The sequence below is a fragment of the Brevibacterium permense genome, assembly GCF_013280495.1.
GTDB lineage: Bacteria > Actinomycetota > Actinomycetes > Actinomycetales > Brevibacteriaceae > Brevibacterium > Brevibacterium permense.
Map to the genome: position 1 here is coordinate 225,432 of NZ_JABSSX010000001.1, position 25,635 is coordinate 251,066.

Genomic DNA, 25,635 nt, shown 5'->3' on the forward strand with positions numbered 1-25,635 from the left:
CGATAGGTTTCAAGCGGGCTGGATAGGTTTCAGATGCGAAGAGGCCCGCTCTCGGATGAGAGCGGGCCTCTTCGCGATCGGCTGGTGATCAGTGCCGCGGAGGCTGGTTCGGATCGATCGGACCGTCGGTGGCGGGACCCTCGGCGGGCCCGGCAGGCGAGGCAACCTGGTTGCGCAGGATCTCGCGGATGTCGCCGAGCAGATCCTCGGTGGTCGGAGGAACTTCTTCTTCGGGAGCTCCGCGCTTGCGCAGCTCGTTGAGCTTGTTCATCGGCACGATGATGATGAAGTAGACGATGGCGGCCACGATGAGGAAGTTGATGGCCGCAGTGATGACCGCACCGATGTCAAGAGTTGCCTCGGGCACGCCTTCCTTGAGCGGGATCTTCAGGGCCGGTCCCTCAGCACCGCCGACAGCGGCGATGAGCGGGTTGATGATCTTGTCGGAGAAGGCGGTGACGATGGCGGTGAAAGCGCTGCCGATGATGACCGCTGTTGCGAGTTCGACGACATTCCCCTGGAGAATGAAGTCTCTGAATCCCTTAAGCATTAGAGAAACCCTTTCGGTGTGTGTTCACTGAAATGCTGTTATCGAATAGCTCAATTACGTTCCAATATTACACATGGGTAACTCATTGTCAGCAGAAATGTTCTGCGAGTCTGATCATCGTATTGACGCTCCGGGTAATCGTTGTGATAGTCCGGGTAATCGGTTTGCAGTGATGAATGCCGGTCAGGTGAACGCAGACGTCTCCGACTACCGCAGATCAGCAGGCGAACGGCCCGGCGATGACCTGGTTCAGTGAGGGAGGATCGCAAAGCTGATGGGGAGTCCGGCGAACTCGGCGACACGCCCGGCATCATCGGCGGAGAGGATCACGGAAACAAGTTGTCCTGACTCCGCGGCAATTTCTTGGGGTTTGTCGACGAGGCGGGCGATCGTCACTTTCTCGACGACGACTTCCGACCCGCCGTCGGGCAGGGACGAGAAGAGACGGATCTTCTGCCCCGGTTGGAGCAGTGCCGCCGAGGCATCATCGGCAAGACGGATGGGCATGAGAAGATCGCGACTGCCTTTTGGCAGCGCCTGCTGATCGAGCACGATCGACGAGGTCAGGGGTGACCCCTTCGACAACCCCGCCGAGGTGGCGCGTCCCTTCACCTCTTCAACGGACCTGAATGCCTTGTCGGGGACGAGGTCGGAAGGGAACCGAGTGAGAGTGAGGTCCTGGGCCTTGAGCTCGGTTCCGGGTGCCAGGTCCGACTTCGCGACGACGATCGCCGTTCCTGCGCTGCTCGGTGTGAGCAACCAGACGGCAAGAGCGCAGGCGCACGCGAGGCAAACGGCGGCGAGGATGCGCTGAGGCCGAATGCGAGACGGCCGAGACCAGCCAGTAGACGTGGACCGGATGCGGTGGAAGATGCCCATGCACCGAGCCTGCGGCGCTCCGCGGCCAGCGGCAAGGGTACGGAACTAGCCTGTGGACAGTTTGTGCCGTCCACAGGCGATCGGTGTCTGAGTGAGGGGAGCCGGTCCGTCGCGGCATCCGGTCGGCTGGCGGTTGAGGTGAATCGCCCTGAAGGTCCAGGCTGCCAGCTGGCGGCAGCGACGGTGCGCCGGCGACCGGCGTAGTTCAGCTTGCGGCTGGGGTGCTCGCGGTCGAGGAGCTGCTCGATGACGAAGTCGACGAGCTGGAGGCTTCCTTCGACGACGAGCTCGAGGACTCCTTCGAGGAGGAGTCTGAACTCGAGGAGCTGACAGTGCTCGACTTGCTCGAGCGGGAGTCGGTGGCGTAGAAGCCGGATCCCTTGAAGCTGATGCCCACGGCGCCGAAGACCTTCTTCAGGCGGCCCTGGCATTCCGGGCAGTCGGTGAGCGAGTCATCGCTGAAGTCCTGATGAATATCAAAGGCGTGACCACAGCTCTTGCAGGCGTAGGAGTAGACGGGCATTCGAGACCTTTCTTCGACGACAAGATTATAGTGCATCTCAGTTCCTCCCCGGAGCACCGGTCCGCGATATGCACAAGGTTATCCACATATCAACACGCGCGAGTGGGTGCTGATTCCCGACGATCAGGCCGTGAAGATGTGAGTTCCGTCGTCGGTGACGGCCTCCGGGATGCGCAGGTCCCAGTCTTCTGCGGCGAGGCCCTTGAGGTTGAGCTCGTCGGCGAAGCACACCCCGACAACGCGGGGACCCGAACCAGGAGCTGCCGAACCATTGCGTCCCGAACCACGGGACTCGGGACCAGAGGACTCTGAACCAGGGGACTGGGAACCAAAAAGTCCCCATCCGAGAGCGCCCGAACCGAGAGGCTCCTCCCCGTGTGGGCCGAAGCTCCTGTCGTAGAAGCCGCCCCCGTTGCCCAGCCGAGCACCATCGGCTCCGAAGCCCAGGGCCGGGACGAAGACGAGGTCGAGGCCGATCGTGGGGGAGAGCAACTGGACGGCGGTGAGCAGCTCACCATCCCGGACCGGTTCGCGGATTCCCCATCGGCCCCGCGGTCTCAGGCTGGCCATCGAACCAGTAACCTTTCCGAACATCAAAGGTTCGCCCACCTTGGTGACGACGGGCAGGTAGACGGTGCCGCCGGATGCGAGAAACTGATCGAGCGCCGGGTCGAGGTCCGGTTCTCCGGGCAGCGCCGCATAAGCAAGAAGGGAACGAACCGGTGTTTCTCGGATGAGGTCCCACACTGCGGCCGCCACAGTCCCCGCGGCCGCCACAGTCCCCGCGGCCGCCACAGTCCCCGCAGCCGCTGCGGTCCCCGGCGCTGCCTCGGTGAGGGAGCGGTCTGCGCGAGCGGCGCGGATGCGGGACCGCAGCCGCGCCTTCGAAGTCTGTGAGTCCACGTATTTCAGACTAACCGGGGCGGACGGATTCGTTAAGATGACTTCATGAGTGATGAAGCGCAGCGCACCGTTCGCAAGGCCGTGATCCCCGTCGCCGGTCTCGGAACTCGGTTCCTCCCCGCCACGAAAGCCACCCCCAAAGAGATGCTCCCGGTCGTCGACAAGCCGGCGATCCAGTACGTCATCGAGGAAGCCGTCGATGCCGGTCTGCAGGACGTTCTCATGATCACCGGTCGGAATAAGCGGCCGCTGGAGGATCATTTCGACCGGGTCGACGGGCTCGAGGCAGCACTTGCTCAGAAGGGCGATGACAAGAAGCTCGCCGCGGTGCGCCATCCCTCGGAACTCGCTGATATCCACTATGTGCGCCAGGGCGACCCCAAGGGACTCGGCCATGCCGTGCTCAAGGGACGTCAGCATGTGGGCAATGAGCCGTTCGCGGTCCTGCTCGGTGATGACCTCATCGATGAGCGCAGCCCGATCCTGCCGAAGATGATCGAGGTCGCGGAGAAGACCGGCGGCAGTGTCGTCGCCCTCATGGAGGTTCCGCCCGAGGCGATTCACCTCTACGGCTGTGCCGCCGTCGAGTCCACTGCTGACGACGAGGTCGTCAAGGTCACCGACCTCGTCGAGAAGCCCGCCACCGAGGATGCTCCGTCGAATCTCGCCATCATCGGCCGCTACGTGCTGGCGCCGGAGATCTTCGATGTCCTCGAGACGACGAAGCCGGGACGCGGCAACGAGATCCAGCTCACCGATGCACTGCAGGAGCTCGCCGGAGACGACGAGGGCCACGGCGTCTACGGAGTCGTGTTCAAGGGCGCCCGCTACGACACGGGAGACAAGCTCGACTACCTCAAGGCCGTTGTGCAGATCGCGTGCGACCGGGAGGACCTCGGCGGCGATCTCAAAGCGTGGCTGCGCGAGTTCGTGCCGACGCTGGACTGAACGCCGACACGGCTCCGAGCCGACCGTCCTGGTCCAGCCCATCCGGGCAGACCGACCTTGATCCCGAGAGCGAGGGCAGCCGCGTGTGGCCTGTCATCCTGACTGATCGACAGTCCGATATCGTGCTGCGACCGCTGCGCCGCCGCGACGAAGAGGCCTGGCGAGAGGTCCGCCGATTCAACCGCGACTGGCTGCGCCCGTGGGACGCGACCCTGCCTGAGTCGGGCCAGGAGCTGCCGGGGTTCCGCACGATGGTGCGGATGCAGGACAAACAGGCCAAACGCGGGCAGACCGTGCCGTTCGCCATCGAGGTCGACGGGAACTTCCGCGGACAGATCACCGTATCGGGACTGAGCTGGAGTTCGATCCTGTCCGGGCAGATCGGTTACTGGATCGACTCGCGCGTGGCCGGGCGCGGAATCACCCCGGTCGCCGTGGCGATGGCCGCCGACCACTGCTTCTTCGCCCTCGGACTCCACCGCATCGAGATCAACATCCGCCCGGAGAACACCGCGAGCCTTCGCGTGGTCGAGAAGCTAGGTCTGCGCGATGAGGGGCTGCGCGAGAAGTACATGCACATCGATGGGCAGTGGTGCGACCACCGCACCTTCGCCCTCCTCGCCGAGGAGGTCCCGCAGGGTCTGCTGGCCGCATACAGGCACGGCACCGGCGGGTGGTAGGCGCGCATCGGGAACGTTCAGCCGCCACCTGGGAATTCGGTGAACTTCGCCCCAGTTTGACCGACACACCTCGCGTCTTCACGACTTCCCTGATGCCTGCAACTTAGGGTGGCACTGTGGACACCAGCATCATCGTCGTCATCGCCATCGTCGTGGTATTCGCCGTTGCTGTGCCCGCAATGATTCGGAAGTCCGCGACGGATCTCTCGCGCGTCGAAATCGACACGGTTCCGGACAATGCGGCCGTCGTCTCCGCCGAGACAGCCATCCCCGGACACGACCATTCGGAGCGCATCCAGGTATTCCACGACAAACCCCGGAAGGTGCCGTCGGTTACGACCCCGGACGTCTCACAGGAAGTCGAGGCCCCGAAGCTGAGTCTCTCGGCCTCCACTCCCGAGTTCGCCGTCATCGACGGTGACGCCGAAGCACACACCATCACCGAGGCTGCCGAGGACGCCCAGCTCAACGTCCTCCCCGTTGCGGTCGGTGAAACTTACTCCTCCCTGTCCGCCGATCATGCGGCCGTCGGTCGCGGTGTTGTCGGTTCCAGCGTAGGCGTCGGCACTGACACAGGTGTTCGTGCAGGCGCTGCCAATGACAATGTGCGACTGCTCCACCCCGCGGTCCATGCCGTCTTCAACGACAGCGGCCGCTCCGTCGGGCAGTCGGACACACAGGGTCGTTCGCCACAGGCCCATCCGCCGCACTCGACCGGCGCGGGGCACAAGGCGTCGACTAGCCGGACGGCTCCGGCCGGCGCTGGTCCGGCACCTCAAGGCGGCGGACCACGTGAAGGCCGGTCGCGGACGGGACGCGGCGGCCACCTCGGCGAGGGGATGGCCGGCACAGATGTACAGAACCGACAGATTTCCAATCCGACCATCGGAACCGATGAGGAACATGCGATGACCGAGCAAGCCACGACCCTGCGGGAGTCACTGAAGTCGCTGAACACCATGGTCAGGGGCTTCTCCCTGGTCTTCCTCGCCTCGGTTCTCGGCATCCTTGTGTCGAGTGTGCTCGCAGCCTTCTCGGTCGTGCACATCGCCCTGGCCGGTGTCTTCCTCGGGCTCGCGGTCGTCACTCTCTTCCTCGTGCGCACGCTCAATCTGCGCAAGCGCGAGACGAAGAAGAAGCTGCGACGTCTGCAGGAGACCGCACGGTCACGGTCAGCGGGCCAGCCGAAGCATGCCACCGAGGCGGAGAGCGTCGCCAAGGTCGAGCGTGCCTCCGGGACGAAGCCGGCCGAACCGTCGACTGCCACGGCACGGCCGACTGACTCCTCACGATCGACTGCCACGGCCAGGACGACGACAAATGCTCAGCCTGCAACTGGATCGCAGACGACAACTCGCACGGGCGCGAAGTCCGCGAAGTCGCAGACCGTTCCGGTCAAGCAGCAGCCTCGCACAGCCCCTGCATCGACATCGAGCGGAACTGCTGCCCGGATCGCCGCGGCCGCCCAGGGTACGAGCGCGGCGGCGAAGGCCGCGCAGGCTCGCGCTGCGATGAACCGCTCCGCCGAGGCGAAGAAGTCCCGCGAAGAGGCCGACACCGGCGAGATCCCGCTCGTGCGCATCCGCAAGGAAGCCGCCGAGGGCCACACCACGCGCCAGGTCCTCCTCACCGGACCGATCCCGGTCGTGAAGGAGAACGCCACCGCAGACGGTGACGCGACTTCCGCCGAGGCGGCTGCCGACTCCGAGACCGCCTCGACGTCGGGCACCGTCGCCACCGCGGAATCGACGTCGACGGCAGAGCCGAAGGCGGAAGCGACGGGTACCACGATCGACCGCGAGAACGATGCCGACGCCGCCTCGGCGACATCTGCAGAGAAGGCTCGGACCGAATCCGCCAAGGCCCCGGTCTCGCTCGGAGCCGACCTCCTCGCTGAGACCGAAACCGTCTCAGATGCGGCCGGTCGAAAGGAAGTCGATGCGGATGTGCACGCTGCACTTGATGCGGCGGCTCGCACGGTCGATGACCCGTTCATGCAGCGTCTGAAATCGCGCGACGGCTGGTCGCCGACCCCGCTGCCGGTGCCCAGCTACGTCGACGCACCCGAAGCCGAGCATCCCGTGCCCTCGGCATCGGCGGCCGATGCCAGCTCGTACGAAACCGAGGCCCGCAGCCGTGAAGATATCGCGGCTCAGTTCGCCGAAGAGCTCGGCTACCGTCCGGAACTCAGCGACTCCGCCCGCGAGGAAGGCCCGCTCGGCCATGGGCGCAAGGCGATCCGGACGACGAAGGCCGCCGACCTCGGCGCCGTCAACGACGTTCTCGCTCGCCGGCGCGCGTGACGTCCCGAAGTCGCTGAAGCGAGGTCCGCACGGATTTCGCGACGCTGACGCAGAAGCCCCGCCAACGTGCGGGGCTTCTGCGTGCCAGGGGCCAGGGTGTCCACGAGGCTGAGTCGCTGGCAACCCGCTTCACGACAGATAGCACCCGTTTGCAAGCGTGCTATCAGTCGTGGAGGGTGCCGCGAGCGATCAGGCGCTGAATACCGACCAGCAGATCGCATCGCGGCGTGCCTGATCTTCCAGCACGAGTTCACCAACTTCATTCGGCAGCCGGTCACGCTGCCAGTCGCGTTCGGCACGACCGGCCGCAAGGTCCTTCCCTGAAGCTCCTCGGGCCGCTTTGATCGCGTAGGCCGCCGCTCCGAGGTTGTGTTCGGCGACGTGTCCGATACAGGCCGCCTGACCCGCCGCATAAGCGGCGAACCGGGCGGGTCCACGCAAGGGTCGTGCCGCACCGATGGCATGACCGCCGAGGGCGCGAGCCTCCATCATCGGCATCTCACCGGCTGCCCACGCCCGGGCGGCGGCAAGGGCGTCGCGAGGTCGATCGTCCTCGGGGCAGACGGATTCGAAGAACGGCAGGACGTGTTCGGCGCAGTCGGCGGCCCACGGCGCGAGAAGGCGGTGGTCGGCATCGGTGAGGGAGCCGCCTCGGCGAATCGTGATCATTCGGGGATCACGAACCCCGGGCAGGATCATGGGAGCCGACCGAGAATCGACAGCGGTCGCGAGCGACGAAGCGAGCAGGCGTTCACAGTGGCCGATTGTAGTGGCCCTTCCGGACGGTGCCTGGCTTGAGCGCATCGGCAACCGTGGACGGAGACTGACTGGCGGCGTGCGGTTTCCCTGGTGGACACGGTCGACTCAGCAGTCATCGGCCGTGCTAGATTGCTCAGCGTCGATCACGCGAGGGCGGCCGGCAGAGAGCCGAAGACGAGTTCAGGGGAGAAACCGATGGCCGATATCGAAGACCAGGTGAGAGCTGAACCTTACGTTGGACGGCGTGCACGCCGTGCGGCGGCCGGGTCGTTTATCGGCGCCGTCGTCGAATGGTATGACTTCCTGCTCTACGGGATCGTCGCAGCTCTGGTCTTCGGCGAGCTCTTCTTCCCCGGCTACAGTGACCGAGCGGGCACGCTCGCGGCGTTCGCAACCTTCGGCGTCGGATTCATCTTCCGCCCGCTCGGCGGAATCATCTTCGGCCACTTCGGCGACCGTCTCGGGCGCAAGTCCATGCTCATCTGGACGATGACGATCATGGGCGTGGCCACCGCGCTCATCGGCTGTCTGCCGACCTACCAGGCGATCGGCTGGCTGGCACCGGCACTGCTCGTCCTGCTGCGCTGCATTCAGGGCGTGGCGGTCGGCGGAGAATGGGGAGGCGCCGCGCTCATGGCCGTCGAAAGCGCACCGCCGAAGCTGCGCGCCTTCTACTCCAGTGGGGTTCAGGTCGGCTACTCGGTCGGCCTGCTGCTGGCCACCGGACTCGTCGCCATCCTCAGCGGCGGACTGAGCTCCGAAGGCTTCCTGGTTTGGGGATGGCGGATCCCGTTCCTTGCCAGTGCCGGCCTCGTTCTGGTCGGGCTGTGGATCCGTGCCGGTGTCGCGGAATCCGAAGAATATGTGGAACGAGTGAAGAACGCGGACGAGGACAAAGTTGCCAAGCTGCCGATCCTCGAGGCCTTCAAACGATTCCCCGCACAGATCGCCCAGATCGTCGGACTGCGGTTCATCGAGCTTCTGACTATGTACATCGTCACCACCTTCGCGCTGTCGTATGCGACGGACGAACTCGGTCTCGACAGGCAGCTCATGCTCAACATCACGCTGCTCGTCGGCGGCCTGGGTATTGTCACGATTCCTGCCTTTGCTTACCTCTCTGATCGGTACGGACGTCTGCGCGTCTACCTCACCGGCGGAGTCGTCGGACTGCTCAGCGCGATCCCGTTCTTCCTCGCTCTGGAATCGGGAAGCACGATCGCCATCGTGATCTTCGCCGTGCTGCTGGTCAACATCGCCCACGACGCGGTCGTCAGCGTCCAGCAGCCGCTGTTCGCCGAGATGTTCAGCCCCGAGTTCCGTTACAGCGGAGCGGGCGTCGGCTACCAGCTGGCCAGCGCGCTGGCCGGCGGCTTCACTCCGTTCATCGCCACGTACCTCGTCGGAGTCGGCGGCGGCAGCTGGTACCTCGTCGGTGCTTACCTCGCAGTGGGTTGCCTGATTTCGATCTCCGTCGCCGCCTACCTCGCGAAGAAGGGACGACGCACCGCCGGTGCCTGATCACCTCGGTGCGCCGAGGCGGTATGCCGCATCGAGGTGGTTGTGGCAGGAACGGTGTGGGGTGCGGCGGCCACTCGGTCATCGCGGCCGCGCGACCTCATCGCCGGGAGCGCACACCGCTCATGGGCCGGCCGCTCAGGCGACGAACTTGTCGAACTCGTCGTTCTTGGCCAGGAAACTCTGCACATAGGAGCACGTGGTCCGGAACTTCAGCCCCGCCTCGGCGCTGGTCTCCAGCGCATAGCGCACCAGCTTGGCCGCCAAGCCGCGACCGCCCCACTCGGGCGACACCTCGGTGTGGGTGAAGATGCGCACCGGACCGTCGGCGGTGTCATCGGCACTCGCCTCACGGTCGATGTAATCGGCGAGACCGATGACCTTGCCCGCGTGGCAGACGGTGAAGCGTTTGGCCGCAGCATCCTCGGCGATGGTGAAGGTCTCTCCCGAGATGTCGATGTCCATGGTGATTCCTCCCGAATGTCCGTGCCGGCGGCACTGCGCGATGGTCGTCGGCGATGTCGCCGTCCTGACAACTGACACTATAGTTCTGTTCCTGAGGAAGCGACTAGCCTGGTCAGACGCAGCCCCACAGAAGATCTTGAAGGAGTCCCACCTATGACCGCACACCCCTCGGCGACCCTGGTCGACGCGCACCGCCGGAAGCTGGGTGCAGCCGGATTCGAGGTCACCGAACTGACGTCCGCCGACATCCCCGACTACGTCGAACTCGTGTCCTCGGCCTACCGCGGTGAAGGATCGAAACAGGGCTGGACCACCGAGGCGGACCTGCTCGGGGGACAGCGGCTCGACGGTTTCATGGCCGAGGACATGCTCGCCGAGGCGGACTCCCAGATCCTGCTCGCCCGCGATCGGCAGGGTCGCGCCGTGGCCAGCGTCTATGTGCGCGAACCCGAAGACGGGGCCGCCTACCTCGGGGTGCTCGCCGTCTCTCCGCTGGGACAGGGCAAGGGGGTGGGGTCCTTGCTCATCGGCCTCGCCGAGGCGTGGGTGGTCGAACACTGGGGTGCAGCGTCGATGCGGATGAGCGTGATCAACAAGCGTGATGAACTCATCGCCTACTACGAGCGCCGCGGCTACGTGCGCACCGGCGAAATCGAGCCCTTCCCCTACGGCGACGAACGCTTCGGACTGCCGAAGGTCGACGACCTCGAATTCGTGCTCCTGGCCAAACCCTTGAGCTGAGGGGCGGCCGAAGCGCGGCTGCAGGCGAAGAGCGGGTGCAGCCGAAGAACGGGGTGCAGCCGGAAAATGGGTCGGCATCGGACACTTCTGTTGGAGAAAAGTGTCCGATGCTGACCTATTCTTGGAGGCCCTGGTGTTCGGGCCCTGGGGCTCGGCCCGGGGTCCAGGCTCGAGAGTCCAGCCTCAGAACAACATGGCGGGCACGACCAGGCCGCCGACGAGCGCGACAGGCCCGATGACGACCATCGACATGCCGAACTTCACGAGGATGCGCGTCAGGCGCGGCTTGTCCTCGACAGGGGCGGTCGCGACGACCGTGGCGCCCAGCGTCGAGAACGGTGAGACGTCGACGACCGCCGAGCACACGCCCAGGGCCGCGATGAGTGCCCAGCCGGGCACCCCGCCCGCGGCGATGAGCGGCAGGGCCAGCGGCACCAGCGCAGCGAGGATGCCCGTCGTCGATGCGAACGCCGACACCAGGCCGCCGACGATGCAGAGGACGAAAGCGGCGATGAGCGGCGAACCGATCGACTCGGCGCCCTCGCCGAGCAGGTCGACGGCTCCCATGTTCTGCAGCACGCCGACGAAAGTGATGATGCCGCCGACGAGCAGTACGGTCGGCCAGTCGATCTTCGGGATCGCGGCCTTGCCCGTCTTCGGATCGACGAGTGCGAGGATCGCTCCGAACATGAAGCACAGCAGACCGATGTCCGGTTCCTGGCCGAGAGCCGCGAGCACGACCACGGTGCCGATGAGGCCGACCATGAAGATCACGGTGAGGATCTGTACGAAGGTGAACGGCTTGGATTCTCCCGCCTCGGCGGTGGTGGAGGAATCGAAGAGCGCTTCGTCCTCATCGTCCTCACCGAAGGCGACGTTTGACGCCGAGGCGGAGCCGCGGGAGACCTTCGACTGGGCACTTCCGGTCGAAGCATGCTCGGCGGCCGCCACAGTCGTCTTCGAGAACAGCGACCGCCCGTACATGAAGTAGGCGACCACAAGCATGACGAGGTAGACGGCCACGGCGATGCCGAAGAGCAGGAACGGAGAGAGGTCGATGCCGGCATCGTGGGCGGTCGAGTACGTGACGATTCCGTAGAGACTGGTCGGGGCGAAGCCGCCGGCGCCGATGGCGAAGCAGATCGCCAGTCCCATGAGCGCGTAGTCGACGCCGTACTTGCGGGCGACCTGCATGCCCACGGGCATCATGACGAGACCCGCCAACGGTGCTCCCATGGCCGCAATGCAGCCGGTGATGACGAAGAACACCGCGGGTAGCAGCACCGCCGAGGATCCGACCCGTTCGAGGGCCCAGTCGATGATCTTGTCGACGGTCCCGTTCTCCTGCGCGATCGCGAAGAAATAGGTGACCCCGGCCAACAGGATCATGATGTCCAGGGGGAACTCGGCGACGATGTCGTCGACGGCCATATCGGTGAAGAGGAGCCCGGTTCCGGCCGCGCCGACGAGCATGAGCACGCCGATCTGCACACCGCGGACCGCGCCGATGGCGAAGAGAGCGACGAATATGAGCAGAGCAATGATCTGAGTGAGCATGATGTCCTTGCGAAGGCTGAAGCGACACTGAGCATCGCTGGCTGATTCGCTGAGAGACTACCAGTGTTACCGGCGGGTACCGATGAGGCGTGTCCGAATCGTCGGAAAGTCCCGATAGACGGAAAATCCTCCCCAATTGCTACCTGACGGCGGCGCAGCAACCTCGCGCAAGGTTGCTGCGCCGCCGTCAGGTAGCAATTGGGGAGGGGTTAGGTGAGGAGGAGGGCTCCGCCGAGGGCGATGAGGGCGACGATGATCGTGACGAGTGCGGCCAGGGCGATCGGTCGGGCGCCGAGGTTCTTCAGCGACCGCCACTGCACTCCGCGGCCGAGGGCGAACATCGCCATCGCCAGGCACACTGTCTGGATCCAGCTGAGTCCGGTGACCGCAAATTCCGGGAGCAGCCCGAAGGTGCGCAGAGCCGCCATGACGAGGAAGCCGACGACGAAGAGCGGAACGATCGGCGGACGCTTGCCCTGCGCCGGAGTCTGCTTCGTTGCGGTCGACACTGCCCCCGCGGCCGATGCGCCCGACCCCTTGCTCTCTCCACCCTGGCCTGCGGCTGCGGAGGTCTCGGTGGAACCGGCGGCCGCCTCGGTGCCGGTGTTCGTCAGTGCCTTGGCCTCGCTGCGGCGCACTGCGTAGCTGAACACGGCGACGGTGGGGGCGAGCATGATGACGCGGGCGAGTTTGACGAGGACGGCGATCTCGAGGGCCGCGGGGCCGATGATCCCGCCGATCGCCACGACCTGGGCGACCTCATGGGTGGCGGCACCGCCCCACATTCCGGCGGTCTCCGGGGACAGACCCAGGGCGGTCGAGAGTCCGGGCACGATCGCGATCATCAGGGTGCCGAAGAGGACAACGAGGCCGATCGCGGCGGCCACATCCTCCTTCTTCGACTTCAGGGTCGACTCGACTCCGGCGACGGCGGCGGCACCGCAGATGCCGAATCCGCTGCCGATGAGCACGGCCAGGGGGCGGTCAACCTTGAGCGGTCCCGCCAGGGCCAGGGCCGAGAGGATTCCGGCGGCGACGATGACGGCGGCGAGGACGAGGACGAGCCAGCCGAGGGCGAGGATGTCACCGAGCACCACCTGCGCGCCGAGGGCGACGATGCCCAGGCGCAGCAGCGGCTTCGCGGCGAAATTGAGTCCGGGCATGAACGCCTCGGGCAGGTTGGGCACGAGATTGCCCAGGAGGATGCCGAGCACGATCGCCACGAGGAGCGGTGAGAGCACGGGGGCGAGCATGGAGATCGGCCACGCGACGGCCGTGGCCACAGCGGCGACGGCGAGTCCGGGTAAGAGGGAGACGAAGCGGTTCATGACTTCAGTCTGTCAACGCCTGCACGGTCGCAGTAGACGGTGATTTCTTCGCAACCCATATGGATCTGATATGTCATGATGAGCATATGCACGATCTCGGGAATATCAAGAACTGGCCCGAGCTCCAGGCTCTGGGGCTGCTGGTGGCCCTCAGCGGCAACGCCAGGTCGATCGGCCAGGCCGCGGCTGAACTCGATCTCGCCCAGCCGAATGCTTCCCGCAGCCTGCGCAACCTCGAACGCGATCTCAAGGTGCCTCTTCTGCGGCGCTCTCCGCGGGGCACCGAACTCACCGTCGAGGGCCGCGCCATCGCCGAATGGGCGTCGAAGGTCATCGAAGCCTACGACACGCTCTACGCCGGGGCCCGCGCGATCCAGGACGCCCGCGCCGGAACCGTCAAGGTCAGCGCTTCGCTGACGGTCGCCGAGTACCTCATGCCCCACCACCTCACGACCTTCCGAGCCGCACACCCGACAATCGACATCGGTCTGTCGGTGGAGAACTCCGCGACAGTCATCGACCGGGTGCGTCGGCAGACCAGCGACCTCGGGCTCATCGAATCCGTGTCCCTGCCGCAGGACCTCAACGCCGAGGTGGTCGGCCGTGACCGGCTCATGATCGCCTGTGCCCCGGACTTCGCCCACGCCTGGACGCAGCCGATCACCGCCGAGGAGCTGGCGCAGGTGCCGCTGCTGGTGCGTGAGATCGGTTCGGGCACCAGAGAAGTCATCGACGCGGCACTGGTCGGAGTGGGGGGAGTGCGCGTGGCGGGGGAGTACGGATCGAACTCCGCCCTGCGCATCGCCGCCGCCACATCCGTGGCCCCGGCCGTTCTGTCCGAACTCGCTCTGCGCGATGACTTCCGGGCGGGACGTCTGGTGCCGCTGCCGGTGGCCGACGGCGTCGACCTCACCCGTGAACTCCACGCTGTATGGGTGCGGACCCGGCGACAGTCACACGGGGCACGTCTGCTGCTCGAGCACATGGTCGACAGCCTCGAGTGACGGGGCTCGAGTGACGGGGCTCGAGTGACGGGATCCGAGTGACGGGACCCGAGCAGGTCGAAGTCTCCGCGCCGTCCGAAGCAGCGGACACCGGGCGAACCCTCCAGAGTTACGGAATACGTGTCCGAAATATCGCTGTCGATTCCGTGTGATGCGGTGAGGCATATATTGGGGACATGACGCAGCCCGAGCCAGCCTCCTCACCCACCCGCAACCCCGGGTTCGCCCCGGACACCGTCGTCGTCGAGATCGGACGGCCTCAGCGCGTCGACGGCGCGTCGGTGAACCCGCCGATCGATCTGTCCTCGACCTTCGTGAGCGCGGGCGACATCTTGAACTCGCCTTATGCCTATGCCCGTTTCGACACTCCCGCATGGACGCCCTTCGAAGAGGCGCTCGGTCAGCTCGAACATGCGAGCCTGCCCGGACTGGTCTTCGGCTCCGGCCTGGCGGCGATCTCGGCCGTGATCAGCCTCGTGCCCGCCGGAGGCACCCTGATCATCCCCACTCACAGCTACCAGGGAGCGCTCGCCTCAGCCGAGCAGATCGCTGGGCGGCAGAACTTCGACCTCGTCACCGTCGATATCGCCGACACCGAGGCGGTCATCGCCGCCCTCGACGAGGCGGGGCACGCGACGGCGGGCCAGGTCCCAGAGGAGGAGACGGTCGCCTCGGCGGGGGACGCTGACGGATGGACCGCCTCGGCGACGGCGGGCGAAGCCGCATCCCCGGGGATGCTGTGGATCGAAACGCCGACGAACCCGATGCTCGAGGTCGCCGACGTTCCCGCGCTGACCGCGGCGGCCAAGGACCGCGGATTCCTCGTCTCCGTCGACAACACCTTCGCCACCCCGCTGCTGCAGACCCCGCTCGACCTGGGCGCCGATATCGTCGTGCACTCAGTGACGAAATACCTCGCCGGGCACTCCGACGTCGTCCTCGGTGCGGTCGTGACCAGCAGCGATTCCCTGCGCGAAGAACTGCACACGGAACGATCCATGCGGGGCGGAATCGCCGGTCCCTTCGAGGTCTGGCTGGCCCTGCGCGGACTGCGCACCCTGGCGGTGCGCCTCGACCGCGCGCAGGCCAACGCCCAGGTCATCGCCGAGCGCCTCGCCGCCCATCCGGCCGTCGTCGAAACCCGCTACCCGGGCCTGCCGAACGACCCCGGCCACGCCCGCGCGTCCGCGCAGATGAACGGATTCGGCGCGATCATCTCCTTCACCGTCGCGACCGCGGACAAGGCCACCGCCATCGCCGAGGCGGTCCGACTGTGGACGCCGGCAACCTCCCTGGGCGGGGTGGAATCCCTCATCGAACGGCGCCGCCGTCACCCCTCGGAACCGGCGACCGTGCCCGAAGGGCTCATCCGGTTGAGCGTCGGCATCGAGAACCTCGACGACCTCTGGGCCGACCTCGAGGCGGCCCTTGCCTGATGAGGCAGACGCCCGACTATGTGCTCGACCGGCCCTGCGCGGACGACCTCGACCAGTTCTTCTCCATCGACTCCGACCCGCGGGTCTGGACGCACCTGCCCAGCGGACGTCTGACCGATAAGGAAGAGGCCGAAGCGATCCTCGTCCGACTGGTCTTCGCCGACCGGGAACTCACCGCCGCCCAGCTCGGCGCGACATTGGCCTGAGACGGGGAGGCTCTCTCCGGCCCAGGCCTCACTTCGGAACGTGTCTCCTGTGGGTGGATCCGCCTCGATAACTCAGTAGATTTCACGGTGGATCCACCCGCAGGACACGGGCAACGCCGACTCCACTTGGACGTGTGACGCAGATCAACTTAACGTACGTTAAAGTGACGGTAGATGCTTCCGTTCTCCTCGACGGCGGATGGAGGCATTAGCCCCGAAAGCTACCAGGATCATCGGATTCGTACGAAGGAGTCGCATTGTCCACCAGCGTTCTCACCGAAGTCAGCGGCGATGTCACGACCGTGACCATCAACCGTCCGGAGAGCCTCAACGCGCTCAACGAGGAGGCATTCCAGGCCATCGGCGCGGCCGTCACCGAGGCGGCTGCGAATTCCCGTGCCATCATCCTCACCGGAAATGAACGGTCCTTCAGCTCTGGTGCGGATCTCCAGGGTGGAGTGGCGAAGCGCGAAGGCATCGACCTCGCCGGGGCGAATAGGATCATCGCCGCGATCCTCGACCTGGCCATCCCCACGATCGCGGCGGTGTCCGGACCAGCTGCGGGCATCGGATGTTCCCTCGCCCTGGCCTGCGATTATCTGGTGATGAGCGAGAAGTCCTATCTCATGCTGCCGTTCACGAAGATCGGGCTCATGCCCGACGGGGGCTCGACCGCCCTGGTTGCCGCCTCGGCCGGACGCCACCGGGCCCTGCGCCTGGCACTGACCGGTGAGAAGCTGCAGGCAGCCGACGCCCTCGACTGGGGATTGGCCAGTGAGGTCGTCCCGGCTGGAAGCCACCTGGAACGCGCCGGAGAAGTCGCCGCGGTCTTCGCGCAGGGCCCGACCCGTGCCCTGGCAGCTTCGAAGCGAGCGATCAACCGAGCCAGCCTGGCCGAACTCGACGCGTCCTTCGCCCGCGAGGTCGAAGGACAGGATGCGCTGCGTGCGAGCAGCGACTTCGCCGAGGGGGTCGCCGCCTTCCTCGACAAGAGGGCACCCGGTTTCACCGGTGAATGATTCTGGGGAGGCGCTCACTGGTCCATAGCGGCCGGACCGCGGACCGGTTGATAACTGTTTGACCACGAATCAATACATCTGCATCCGAGCCGCCTCCGCACCTGATGTGATGGTGACGACCGCCCACCACGAAACCGGCGATCACAATACTTCTCCCGTCGCGGCCACAGCGCCGAGGCGGGACCGGAGCACGAACGAAGGAGTCTCATGCTGACAGGAATTCCGTCCACCATGGGCGACAGCTACCAGCTCAACACCACCAGCCTCATCCGCCATGCAGCCACCGTCTTCGGTGATGCCGAGGTCGTCTACCGCCGTTCGGACGGATCCTGGGGCCGGTCGAACTACGCCGACGAGTTCAAGCGCATGGCGCAGCTCGCCCACGGCCTCGCCGACCTCGGCGTCGGTGCCGGCTCCATGGTCGGAGTCCTCGACTGGAACTCTCGCCGCCACCTCGAGCTCTACTTCGCCGTGCCCGGTGTGGCCGCGACCATGCTCCAGCTCAACCTGCGCCTGGCTCCCGAGGACCTCGCCTACGTCGTCAGCCACTCGAAGTCGGACTGGATCTTCGTCGACGAATCGCTGCTGACCGTCGCCGAATCGCTGGCTCCGAAGCTCGACGTCAAGGGCTGGGTCGTGATGACCGACAAACCCATCGCCGAGATCGAGACGAGCCTGACCAACGTCGTCTCCTACGAAGACCTCATCGGGGAGAAGTCCGAGACCTACGACTGGCCCGTCGTCGATGAGAAGACCGCCGCCTACGCCGGATACACCACCGGCACCACCGGCCGCCCCAAGGGCGTGTACTACTCGCACCGGTCGATCTACCTGCACACGATGGGTGGTCTGGCCGCACTCCACGCGAACTTCGACGACTGCATCATGCCCATCACCCCGATGTTCCATGTGCTGTCGTGGGGCTTCCCGCAGAATGCTGTGGCCGCTGGCGCCAAGCTCGTCCTGCCCGGCAAGTTCGCCGCCGAAGAATTCGGTGCCATCGCGCAGGCCTTCGTCGAGGAGAAGGTCACCCTGGCCAACGGCGCCCCCGCCATCTTCGGGCCGATGCTGCAGATGATGAAGAAGATGCCGCAGGCCCCGGACCTCAGCGGTGTCCGTCTCGTCTCCGGGTCGTCAGAGCCGCCGCTGTCGATGATGCGCGGGTTCAAGGAGGTCACCGGGGCCGACGTCATCCACGGCTACGGTGCCACCGAGACCACCCCGCTGGCGTCGACGAACTGGAAGATCCGTCCCGGTGTCGACCTCGACGAGGAAGAGAAGTGGGACCTCAAGCGTTCGCAGGGCCTGCCGATCATCGGTGTCGAGATGAAGACCGTCGACCCCGAGGGCAATGAGCTGCCACGCGACGGAAAGTCCATGGGCGAGCTCCTCATGCGCGGTCCCTGGATCACCGAGTCCTACTACCAGCTGCCCGACAATGCCGATCGGTTCCTCGACGGTTGGTGGCGCTCGGGCGATGTCGGCACCATCGACCAGTACGGCTATCTGAAGATCACCGACCGACTCAAGGACGTCATCAAGTCCGGAGGCGAGTGGATCTCGTCGATCGACATGGAGAACGCGATCCTCGACAACCCCGACGTCAGCGAGGCCGCCGTCATCGGAGTCCCCGACGAGAAGTGGGATGAGCGTCCCGTCGCCTACGTTGTGGCCAACCCCGGCGCCGAGGTGACCCGGGACTCGATCGTCGAAACGCTGAGTGCTCGTTTCGCCAAGTGGCAGATGCCCGACGAGGTCAGGGTGGTCGAGGAGATGCCGCGCACCTCGGTGGGCAAACTCGACAAGAAGCTGCTGCGCAAGGACTGGGAACAGTCCTGATCGCAAGGCTGATCCGGGCAGCGATCGGTCGAGCCCCGGGCCTGACCGATCACAGCAGCAGCCAGCCGAGCAGCCCGGCGCCGATCACCGTCGCCCACGCCGGGATCTTCCACATGGTCCCGGCAACGAAGGCGGCGACGGCCAGCGCCAGGGTCGCAGGCGAGGTGATCCCCTCGACGAACACGGGATCGTAGAGCGCAGCTCCCAGCAGCCCCACGACGGCGGCATTGACTCCGGTCAGTGCCGCCGTCGCTGGTTCCCAGGCACGCAGCCGTTCCCAGAACGGCAGGATCCCGACGACCAACAGACCCGCCGGAAGGAAGATCGCCAACAGGGCGATACCTGCACCGAGGATGCCGGTCGGTCCCGTCGTCATCGACGCTCCGAGGAATGCCGCGAATGTGAACAGCGGGCCGGGAACTGCCTGAGCGGCACCGTAGCCGGCGAGGAAAGTATCGTGGTCGACCAGCCCGGTGGGCACGAGTTCGGCCTCGAGCAGGGGCAGGACGACATGACCGCCGCCGAAGACCAGGGCCCCTGCCCGATAGAAGATATCGATGAGCCGAATGGTCGCATCCCCGGTCACCGCGGTGAGTGCGGGCAGTCCGAGGAGCAGAGCGGCGAAGGCGATGAGGGAGGCGATCCCCAGCCGTCTGGCGTCGCGGGAGCCGACCTTGCTCTCGGGAGCGTGCGAGCCGACCGCAGCAGCTGCTGATTCGGAGGCGGAAACTGAATCGGGATCGACCGTTGTGTCGGGTGCGGCCGCCTCGGTGGGCGATTCCTTCTCGTTCCTAGCTTTGTCGGGCCGTTTCAGCCAGACGAGGCCGAGAAATCCGCCGAGGACGATCGCGGCGATCTGGACGAGCGCCGTCGGCACCATCGAATCCGGGATGACGAGCATGAGGATGAGGGCGGCAGCGGCGATGCTCGCACGACGGGCATCCGGGGTCAGCGTTTTCGCCATCGACTGAACGGCACCGGCGACGACGGCCACCGCGGCGGCCTTGAGCCCGAGCAGCCACCCGGCATCCCCGAGGTCACCGAAGGCCGAGAGCCCCAACGCGAAGAGGGTGAGCAGAATCGCCGACGGCAGAGTGAAGCTCACCCACGCGGCCGCGAGCCCGGGCAGGCCCGCACGGCGCAGCCCGAGTCCCATGCCGACCTGGCTCGACGCAGGCCCTGGAAGCATCTGGCACAGGGCGACGAGGTCGGCGTATTCACGGTCGTCCAGCCAAGAACGGCGGCCGACGAAGGTCTCGCGGAAGTATCCGAGGTGGGCGACGGGACCGCCGAACGACGTCAGGCCGAGGCGCAGGAACGATCCGGCCACCTCGGCGAGGGGTGCCGGACCAGGCTGATGTGTGGCCGCCGTATCACTGTTCATCGGTCCTCCGCTTCGCACAGGTGAACACCTCAGTGAACACGGATCAGGTGACGCCGAGGTGAACGGGACAGCTGCCGGCAGTGCGAACAGGCCCGCCGCGCCGGGTGAACGGGCGGCGAAGGTGAACGCTCAGGGGTGGTGGAGGAGGTAGGTGCCGCCCTTGAGGCAGGTGTCGACGACCCAGCCGTCGCCGACGAGACCGGTCAGCGCCGTGCGCAGCGCCAGTCGCCAGCGGCTGGCGAGATCGGCATCCTGGCCGCGCAGAGCCTCGATATCGGAAGGGAAATCCAGCGAGACGAACTCGGTCTCCTTCGGTACCTCGCTCAGCAGCGGCTCCCCATCGTCATCGGCGCGCAGGCAGGGGAACGCCGATCCGGGGTCGACGACCGAGGCCCGTGCCGGACGGTCGAGCGGCCAGGACACCATCATCCGGTCGCTGGCCTGGCCGGAGTTCACTCCATCGCGCATCTGCCCGTAGAAATCCTCGAGGTATTCGACCATGCCGACACCCAGACGTTGGAAGTTGAAGTACGCATTGCGGGCGATGAGTGGGTCGAATGTCCAGGTCATCTCGGTGACGCCGAGGTTGAGGCACCACAGACGCTGGTGCAGCTTCATCGCGGAGCCGGCACCGCGGCCGATGACCTGATGGCGGACTCCGGCGATATGCGAATGCATGACCGAGCCCAGAGGCTGACCGAAGAAGCCGATGGTCACACCGATCATCTCGTCGGGCTCGTCGACGCTGTACGCAGCGGAGACATAGTTGCCGGCGTGGGCGAAGGCGATGATGAGGCTGGGTTCGAACACGTTCGTGCCGGTCTCGTCGACGTTCCAGACTTCGTCGAGCAGCATTGAGGCCCTGGCCGCCTCATCGGCGGTGTGGATCTCGCGCACCTCGATGCGCGCGGTCTCGGCCGCGGCGGCGTATTCGTCCTCCGCCAGGGCGATGATCTCCGAGTCCGCTGTTCTCAGTTCTGGGTTCGCGCTCATGGTGACATTGTGCCACCAGGACGCGACCTCGGCGGGAGGCGCACGGCAACGATTCGACTACGGCGAGCGGGCCGACGGCAGCTGGCGCATGCGTGGGTGAATGTCCTGGCACGCCCCAGTGAACTCCGCCGCTCGAGCAGGTGGGGCGGGTATAGCCTGGTCGCATGAGCTCAACAGTCGCCGTCATCGGCGCCGGAACCATCGGCCGATCGTTCGCCTTCCTCTTCGCTCGCAGCGGGTACACGGTGCGGGTCTTCGACCCGCGTTCCGACCTCGACGAGGTGGTCGCCAGCTTACAGGCTGACGTCACCGCCGATGCCTCCGCCGGAGATGAGCTGGCCTGTGAAGTCGGCACCGTGGAACTCGCCGAATCTGTCGAGGCCGCGGTGGCAGGTGTCGTCTTCGTCCAGGAATCCGGTCCCGAGGATCCGGAATCGAAGCCCGTGCTGTTCTCTCAGATCGCCGAGGCGGCTCCGGCAGGAGCCGTGTTCGCCACGTCATCGTCGACGATCCCGGCCTCAACGATCGCGGCCGCACTGCCCGAGTCCGCGGCCTCCCGCGTCATCGTCGGCCACCCGTTCAATCCACCGCACCTCATGCCTCTCGTCGAGGTCGTGCCGTCGCCGCAGACCTCCCAGGAGACCGTCGACGCCGCGGTCGAGTTCTACCGCAGCTGCGGGCGCGAACCGGTGGTGCTGGGGCGTGAGATCCGCGGATTCGTCGGCAACCGGCTGCAGAACGCGCTGATGAAGGAGGCGATCTCGCTCGTGCAGAACGGGGTCGTCTCTGCTGAGGGGCTCGACACGGTGATGAAGAATTCGCTGGGTCTGCGCTGGTCGGCCATCGGCCAGTTCGAAGGCATGCACTTCGGCGGAGGAGAGGCCGGGATCCGCGGTTTCATGGACCACATCGGACCGGCCTTCGCCGCCATCGAGGACCTGCCCGTCGATGTCGATCCCACAGGCATGGAAGACGTCTTCGAACAGGTCGAAGAAGCTTATGGCCCGACCCCGACCCCACAGGCAGCGGCCGTCCGCGATCGGATCCAGAAGGCGGTGCTCGAGGCCCGCGGTCAGGGGCGCTGAAACGCACTCGTCCCAAATAAAGGTCGCTATCGGATATCTTCCGGGCGGGCGGGCTCAGAAGTATCCGATAGTGACCTATTTTCGAGGAGACAGCGGCTCAGACCGCTGCTTGGTAGAAGTACGTGGTGCGTTCGGCGATGAGACCCTCGGTGTTGAAGAGGAAGAAGTCCGCGAAGCCCACCGAGGTCTCCGAGCCGTCCTTGAGGCGACCGCTGAAGACACCGCGGCTGGACGCGCGATCACCGTCGACGAGGATCTCCTGCAGCGAATGCGCACCGGACTCGATGATGCGTTCGCCATGGTAGAAGTCGGTGATCTGCCGGCCGACCATCGTCGGATACCCCGGCCGATCATAGCTGGCGTCCGCGGCGAACAGCGCCGAGGTGGCGTCCGCATCTCCGGCATCGACGGTGGTGTAGTAGCGCTTCACGAGTTCAGTCACACTGGCCATGGCACTACCGTAACAGTGACTCATTTCATATTCGGGGCCGGCCATCGGCTCCGCCGGTCCGCCGGGTCTCTTTTCTTTGCCGACGGCGACCTCATTTCGCATATCTGTCCCGCATCGGGTTAGTATCGACTTGCTAATGATAACGAGTCTCACTAACTAGAGAGTGCGAATAATGAAACGACACCACACGATGCTCGGATCGGCGGTGGTCGCCTCTGCGCTGCTGCTCGCCGGCTGCCAAGCCGGCGAGGACGCCACCGACTACGACGCGGGCAGTGCGGACAAGAAGACCGCAGGCTCCGCAGACGACAAGGACGACGCCGGGCACGCCCAGGAGCTCGCGGCCGCCCAGCCGCGGATCGTGACCACCTACGACGGCGGGATCCTCACCCTCGATGCGACGACTCTCGATGTCATCGACGATACGAAGCTCGAAGGCTTCAACCGCCTCAATCCCGTCGGCGACGGCCGCCACCTCATGGTCTCCGTCGCCGAAGGCTTCCGCCTCTTCGACGTCGGAGTCTGGACCCAGCCCCACGGCGACCACACCCATAGCTACGCCGCCGACCCGCAGCTCACCGACACCGTCTTCGACACCGAACTGCCCGGGCACGTCGTCAACCACGGCGAGACCACCGTGCTCTTCGGCGACGGCGACGGGAAGATCCAGACCTTCGACACCGAGGACTTCTCCGGCGGCGTCCCGAAGCCCCAGATCGCCGAGGTCGACGAACCCCACCACGGTGTCGCCGTGAAACTCGCTGACGGGTCGATGCTGCACACCGTCGGAACCGAGGACGAACGCTCGGGCGCGAAGGTCGTCGACAGCTCCGGCAAAGAGATCGCAAGCAGCGACGAGTGCCCCGGAGTCCACGGCGAAGCCGCTGCGAAGGACGAGGTCATCTCACTCGGCTGCGAGGACGGAATCCTGCTGTACAAGGAGGGGAAGTTCGAGAAGATCGACGCTCCCGACTCCTTCGGCCGCATCGGCAACCAGTCCGGAAGCGACAAATCGGAGTACATCCTCGGCGATTACAAAGTCGACGAAGATGCCGAACTCGAACGTCCCGAACGGGTGAGCGTCACGGATACGAAGACCGGCAAGCTCTCGCTCGTCGACCTCGGCGCCTCCTACAGCTTCCGGTCACTGGGCCGCGGACCCGAAGGGGAGGGCATTGTCCTGACCACGGACGGGAAGCTGAAGATCATCGACCCCGCGACCGCCTCGGTGACGGAGGAGTACCCGGTCTTTGAAGAATGGGAAGAGCCCGTCGAGTGGCAGAAGGCCCGTCCGACCCTCTTCGTCCAGGGCGAGGTCGCCTATGTCAGCGATCCGGCGGAGAAGTCGATCCACATCGTCGATCTCGAATCCGGAGAGGTGATGGCGGAGAAATCGCTGCCGCACGCACCGAACGAACTCACCGGCGTCACCGGCTGAGGGATCGGGACGAACCCGACCGGCGGACCAGGCCCGACCGGCGGAACGGGCTCGATGGCCCCGACCGGCGGTGTCCCTGGACACGTTGCCGGTCGGGTCGGCCACCTCGGTGACGGCTGGGAATACGCTCAGGAAACGAGACCGCCGTTGCCGACGCCGGAGTTCGGCAATAGCGTGGGGGATGGACCTGCGATCGCACCATCAGCGATCGCCTCAACCCCGTCTAAGTGAAAGAGGACAGCCATGACCACCATGTATCGCGTCACCGACCCGGCAACCGGCCAAGTCGCCGAAGAATTCCCCACCGCCACCGATGCCGAGATCCTCGCCGCCCTCGACCGTTCGGCGACGACATTCGACGAGTGGAGCCGGACCACGGTAGCCGAGCGCGCCGCACTGCTGACCCGCGTGTCCGAGATCTACGCCGAACGCGCCGAAGAGCTCGCCGAAGTCATCAAGCTCGAAATGGGCAAATCCGTGCCCGAAGGCAAGGGCGAAGTCCAGCTGTGCTCGATGATCTACAAGTACTTCGCTGACAACGCCGAAGCCTTCATGGCCGACGAACCACTGCGCGGACCCAAGGACGCCACCGCCATGATCCGCCGCAAGCCCGTCGGCTCGCTGCTGGGCATCATGCCGTGGAACTTCCCCTACTACCAGGTCGCCCGCTTCGCCGCCCCGAACCTGGCCCTGGGCAACACCATCCTGCTCAAGCACGCCCCGCAGTGTCCCCGCTCGGCACAGATCATGGAAGAGATCTTCATCGAGGCAGGCCTGCCCGAAGGCGCGTACATCAACATCTACGCCAGCAACGAGCAGGTCGCCGACATCATCCTGCCCGACCCGCGCAACCATGGAGTGTCCCTGACCGGATCCGAACGCGCCGGTGCCGCCGTCGCTGCCGAGGCCGGAAAGAACCTCAAGAAGGTCGTACTCGAACTCGGCGGATCTGACCCCTATATTCTGCTCGACACGGACGACGTCCAGAAGTCCGCAAAGACGTTCTTCGACACCCGCATGGGCAACACCGGCCAGGCCTGCAACTCGCCCAAGCGGATGATCGTCATGGACGACATCTATGACGACTTCGTCTCCTCCATCACCGAGGCGGCCCAGAAGAACACCCCCGCCGTTCCCGGCGAGGACGGCTCCCGACTGTCCCCGCTGTCGTCGGTGGCCGCCGCCGACCGCTTCGTCGAGCAGGTCCAGGACACCGTCAGCGAGGGCGCGACCCTGCTGGCCGGCGGCAAGAAGTACGACGGTGGCGGAGCCTACGTCGAACCCGTTGTCCTCACCGATGTGCAGAAGGGCATGCGCGGATACTACGAAGAGCTCTTCGGGCCCGCTGTGATCGTCTACAAGGTCAGCAGCGAGGAAGAAGCCGTCGAGCTCGCCAACGACACCCCCTTCGGTCTGGGGGCCGCCGTGTTCTCGACCGATATCGCCCGTGCCGAACGCGTCGGCGACCAGATCGATTCCGGCATGGTCTTCCTCAACGCTCCGGAGGGAACACGCGAGTTCCTGCCCTTCGGCGGAGTCAAGCGCTCCGGCGTCGGCCGGGAGCTCGGACCGCTGGCGATGGACGAATTCGTCAATAAGCAGCTCGTGTACAAACAGGACTGATCG

General features: G+C 65.7%; 24 protein-coding genes. 13 read left to right on the forward strand and 11 right to left on the reverse strand.

Going from position 1 to position 25,635, the window contains the following annotated elements:
• Nucleotides 1-88 precede the first annotated feature (88 nt).
• The 4 genes from mscL to HK353_RS01105 form a co-directional block, all read right to left on the reverse strand.
• Nucleotides 89-550, reverse strand: coding sequence for a large conductance mechanosensitive channel protein MscL (mscL, locus tag HK353_RS01090; protein WP_173151436.1), 462 nt, complete (start codon nucleotides 548-550; stop codon nucleotides 89-91).
• Between the two features lie 249 nt (nucleotides 551-799).
• Entirely contained in the window at nucleotides 800-1,309 is a 510-nt protein-coding gene (locus HK353_RS01095; RefSeq protein ID WP_245395700.1) for an SAF domain-containing protein, read from the reverse strand.
• A gap of 325 nt (nucleotides 1,310-1,634) precedes the next feature.
• Entirely contained in the window at nucleotides 1,635-1,952 is a 318-nt protein-coding gene (locus HK353_RS01100; RefSeq protein WP_173152072.1) for an FmdB family zinc ribbon protein, read from the reverse strand.
• Nucleotides 1,953-2,075: 123 nt separating this feature from the next.
• Nucleotides 2,076-2,855 carry a 5-formyltetrahydrofolate cyclo-ligase gene (locus tag HK353_RS01105; RefSeq protein ID WP_342589770.1) on the reverse strand — a complete coding sequence of 260 codons (780 nt, stop codon included), beginning with the start codon at nucleotides 2,853-2,855 and terminating at the stop codon, nucleotides 2,076-2,078.
• Nucleotides 2,856-2,900: 45 nt separating this feature from the next.
• Between HK353_RS01105 and galU the strand changes: the two genes are divergently transcribed.
• The 3 genes from galU to HK353_RS01120 all read left to right on the forward strand — a co-directional run bounded on the left by galU (nucleotide 2,901) and on the right by HK353_RS01120 (nucleotide 6,786).
• The gene (gene galU / locus HK353_RS01110; RefSeq protein WP_173151440.1) at nucleotides 2,901-3,803 is read left to right on the forward strand and encodes a UTP--glucose-1-phosphate uridylyltransferase GalU; all 903 of its coding nucleotides are present in this window, start codon (nucleotides 2,901-2,903) and stop codon (nucleotides 3,801-3,803) included.
• A gap of 83 nt (nucleotides 3,804-3,886) precedes the next feature.
• Complete coding sequence (locus tag HK353_RS01115) at nucleotides 3,887-4,483, forward strand: GNAT family N-acetyltransferase (protein ID WP_173151442.1); 597 nt, start codon at nucleotides 3,887-3,889, stop codon at nucleotides 4,481-4,483.
• Between the two features lie 116 nt (nucleotides 4,484-4,599).
• Nucleotides 4,600-6,786: a hypothetical protein gene (locus HK353_RS01120; RefSeq protein WP_173151443.1), complete on the forward strand. Its 2,187-nt coding sequence runs from the start codon at nucleotides 4,600-4,602 to the stop codon at nucleotides 6,784-6,786.
• 189 nt (nucleotides 6,787-6,975) lie between these two features.
• Here the strand turns inward: HK353_RS01120 and HK353_RS01125 are convergent, their stop codons facing one another.
• A complete protein-coding gene (locus HK353_RS01125) occupies nucleotides 6,976-7,485 on the reverse strand; it encodes a putative immunity protein (protein WP_173151444.1) in 510 nt (169 codons plus the stop codon).
• 255 nt (nucleotides 7,486-7,740) lie between these two features.
• Between HK353_RS01125 and shiA the strand changes: the two genes are divergently transcribed.
• Entirely contained in the window at nucleotides 7,741-9,066 is a 1,326-nt protein-coding gene (shiA, locus tag HK353_RS01130) for a shikimate transporter (protein WP_173151445.1), read from the forward strand.
• 135 nt (nucleotides 9,067-9,201) lie between these two features.
• Here shiA and HK353_RS01135 read toward each other — a convergent pair whose 3' ends face one another.
• On the reverse strand, nucleotides 9,202-9,528 hold the full coding sequence (locus tag HK353_RS01135; protein ID WP_173151446.1) for a GNAT family N-acetyltransferase: 327 nt from the start codon (nucleotides 9,526-9,528) through the stop codon (nucleotides 9,202-9,204).
• A gap of 153 nt (nucleotides 9,529-9,681) precedes the next feature.
• Here HK353_RS01135 and HK353_RS01140 point away from each other — a divergent pair, with 153 nt between their 5' ends.
• Nucleotides 9,682-10,269, forward strand: a complete 588-nt coding sequence (locus HK353_RS01140) for a GNAT family N-acetyltransferase (protein ID WP_173151447.1) — start codon at nucleotides 9,682-9,684, stop codon at nucleotides 10,267-10,269.
• Between the two features lie 183 nt (nucleotides 10,270-10,452).
• On the opposite strand, the gene HK353_RS01145 is transcribed toward HK353_RS01140, so the two are convergent.
• Nucleotides 10,453-11,826 (reverse strand): SLC13 family permease, encoded by a 1,374-nt coding sequence (locus HK353_RS01145; protein ID WP_173151448.1) that lies wholly within the window; start codon nucleotides 11,824-11,826, stop codon nucleotides 10,453-10,455.
• 209 nt (nucleotides 11,827-12,035) lie between these two features.
• Nucleotides 12,036-13,154: a YeiH family protein gene (locus tag HK353_RS01150; protein WP_173151449.1), complete on the reverse strand. Its 1,119-nt coding sequence runs from the start codon at nucleotides 13,152-13,154 to the stop codon at nucleotides 12,036-12,038.
• An 86-nt stretch (nucleotides 13,155-13,240) separates the two neighbouring features.
• Between HK353_RS01150 and HK353_RS01155 the strand changes: the two genes are divergently transcribed.
• The 5 genes from HK353_RS01155 to HK353_RS01175 all read left to right on the forward strand — a co-directional run bounded on the left by HK353_RS01155 (nucleotide 13,241) and on the right by HK353_RS01175 (nucleotide 18,658).
• Nucleotides 13,241-14,158, forward strand: coding sequence for a LysR family transcriptional regulator (locus HK353_RS01155; RefSeq protein ID WP_173151450.1), 918 nt, complete (start codon nucleotides 13,241-13,243; stop codon nucleotides 14,156-14,158).
• Between the two features lie 176 nt (nucleotides 14,159-14,334).
• The gene (locus tag HK353_RS01160; RefSeq protein ID WP_173151452.1) at nucleotides 14,335-15,594 is read left to right on the forward strand and encodes a trans-sulfuration enzyme family protein; all 1,260 of its coding nucleotides are present in this window, start codon (nucleotides 14,335-14,337) and stop codon (nucleotides 15,592-15,594) included.
• Nucleotides 15,594-15,800: a GNAT family N-acetyltransferase gene (locus HK353_RS01165; protein WP_173151453.1), complete on the forward strand. Its 207-nt coding sequence runs from the start codon at nucleotides 15,594-15,596 to the stop codon at nucleotides 15,798-15,800. Before HK353_RS01160 ends, HK353_RS01165 begins: the two co-directional genes overlap by 1 nt.
• Before the next feature lie 257 nt (nucleotides 15,801-16,057).
• Nucleotides 16,058-16,819: an enoyl-CoA hydratase-related protein gene (locus HK353_RS01170; protein WP_173151455.1), complete on the forward strand. Its 762-nt coding sequence runs from the start codon at nucleotides 16,058-16,060 to the stop codon at nucleotides 16,817-16,819.
• 207 nt (nucleotides 16,820-17,026) lie between these two features.
• The gene (locus tag HK353_RS01175) at nucleotides 17,027-18,658 is read left to right on the forward strand and encodes a long-chain-fatty-acid--CoA ligase (protein ID WP_173151458.1); all 1,632 of its coding nucleotides are present in this window, start codon (nucleotides 17,027-17,029) and stop codon (nucleotides 18,656-18,658) included.
• Nucleotides 18,659-18,707: 49 nt separating this feature from the next.
• Here HK353_RS01175 and HK353_RS01180 read toward each other — a convergent pair whose 3' ends face one another.
• On the reverse strand, nucleotides 18,708-20,042 hold the full coding sequence (locus HK353_RS01180) for a chromate transporter (protein WP_173151460.1): 1,335 nt from the start codon (nucleotides 20,040-20,042) through the stop codon (nucleotides 18,708-18,710).
• Between the two features lie 129 nt (nucleotides 20,043-20,171).
• Nucleotides 20,172-21,035 (reverse strand): hypothetical protein, encoded by an 864-nt coding sequence (locus HK353_RS01185; protein ID WP_173151462.1) that lies wholly within the window; start codon nucleotides 21,033-21,035, stop codon nucleotides 20,172-20,174.
• 164 nt (nucleotides 21,036-21,199) lie between these two features.
• Here HK353_RS01185 and HK353_RS01190 point away from each other — a divergent pair, with 164 nt between their 5' ends.
• Nucleotides 21,200-22,120, forward strand: a complete 921-nt coding sequence (locus HK353_RS01190) for a 3-hydroxyacyl-CoA dehydrogenase NAD-binding domain-containing protein (RefSeq protein ID WP_173151464.1) — start codon at nucleotides 21,200-21,202, stop codon at nucleotides 22,118-22,120.
• A 97-nt stretch (nucleotides 22,121-22,217) separates the two neighbouring features.
• Here the strand turns inward: HK353_RS01190 and HK353_RS01195 are convergent, their stop codons facing one another.
• Nucleotides 22,218-22,571: a nuclear transport factor 2 family protein gene (locus HK353_RS01195; RefSeq protein WP_173151466.1), complete on the reverse strand. Its 354-nt coding sequence runs from the start codon at nucleotides 22,569-22,571 to the stop codon at nucleotides 22,218-22,220.
• A 172-nt stretch (nucleotides 22,572-22,743) separates the two neighbouring features.
• Here HK353_RS01195 and aztD point away from each other — a divergent pair, with 172 nt between their 5' ends.
• Nucleotides 22,744-24,009, forward strand: a complete 1,266-nt coding sequence (gene aztD / locus HK353_RS01200; protein ID WP_173151467.1) for a zinc metallochaperone AztD — start codon at nucleotides 22,744-22,746, stop codon at nucleotides 24,007-24,009.
• Between the two features lie 243 nt (nucleotides 24,010-24,252).
• On the forward strand, nucleotides 24,253-25,632 hold the full coding sequence (locus tag HK353_RS01205; RefSeq protein WP_173151470.1) for an NAD-dependent succinate-semialdehyde dehydrogenase: 1,380 nt from the start codon (nucleotides 24,253-24,255) through the stop codon (nucleotides 25,630-25,632).
• Nucleotides 25,633-25,635 lie beyond the last annotated feature (3 nt).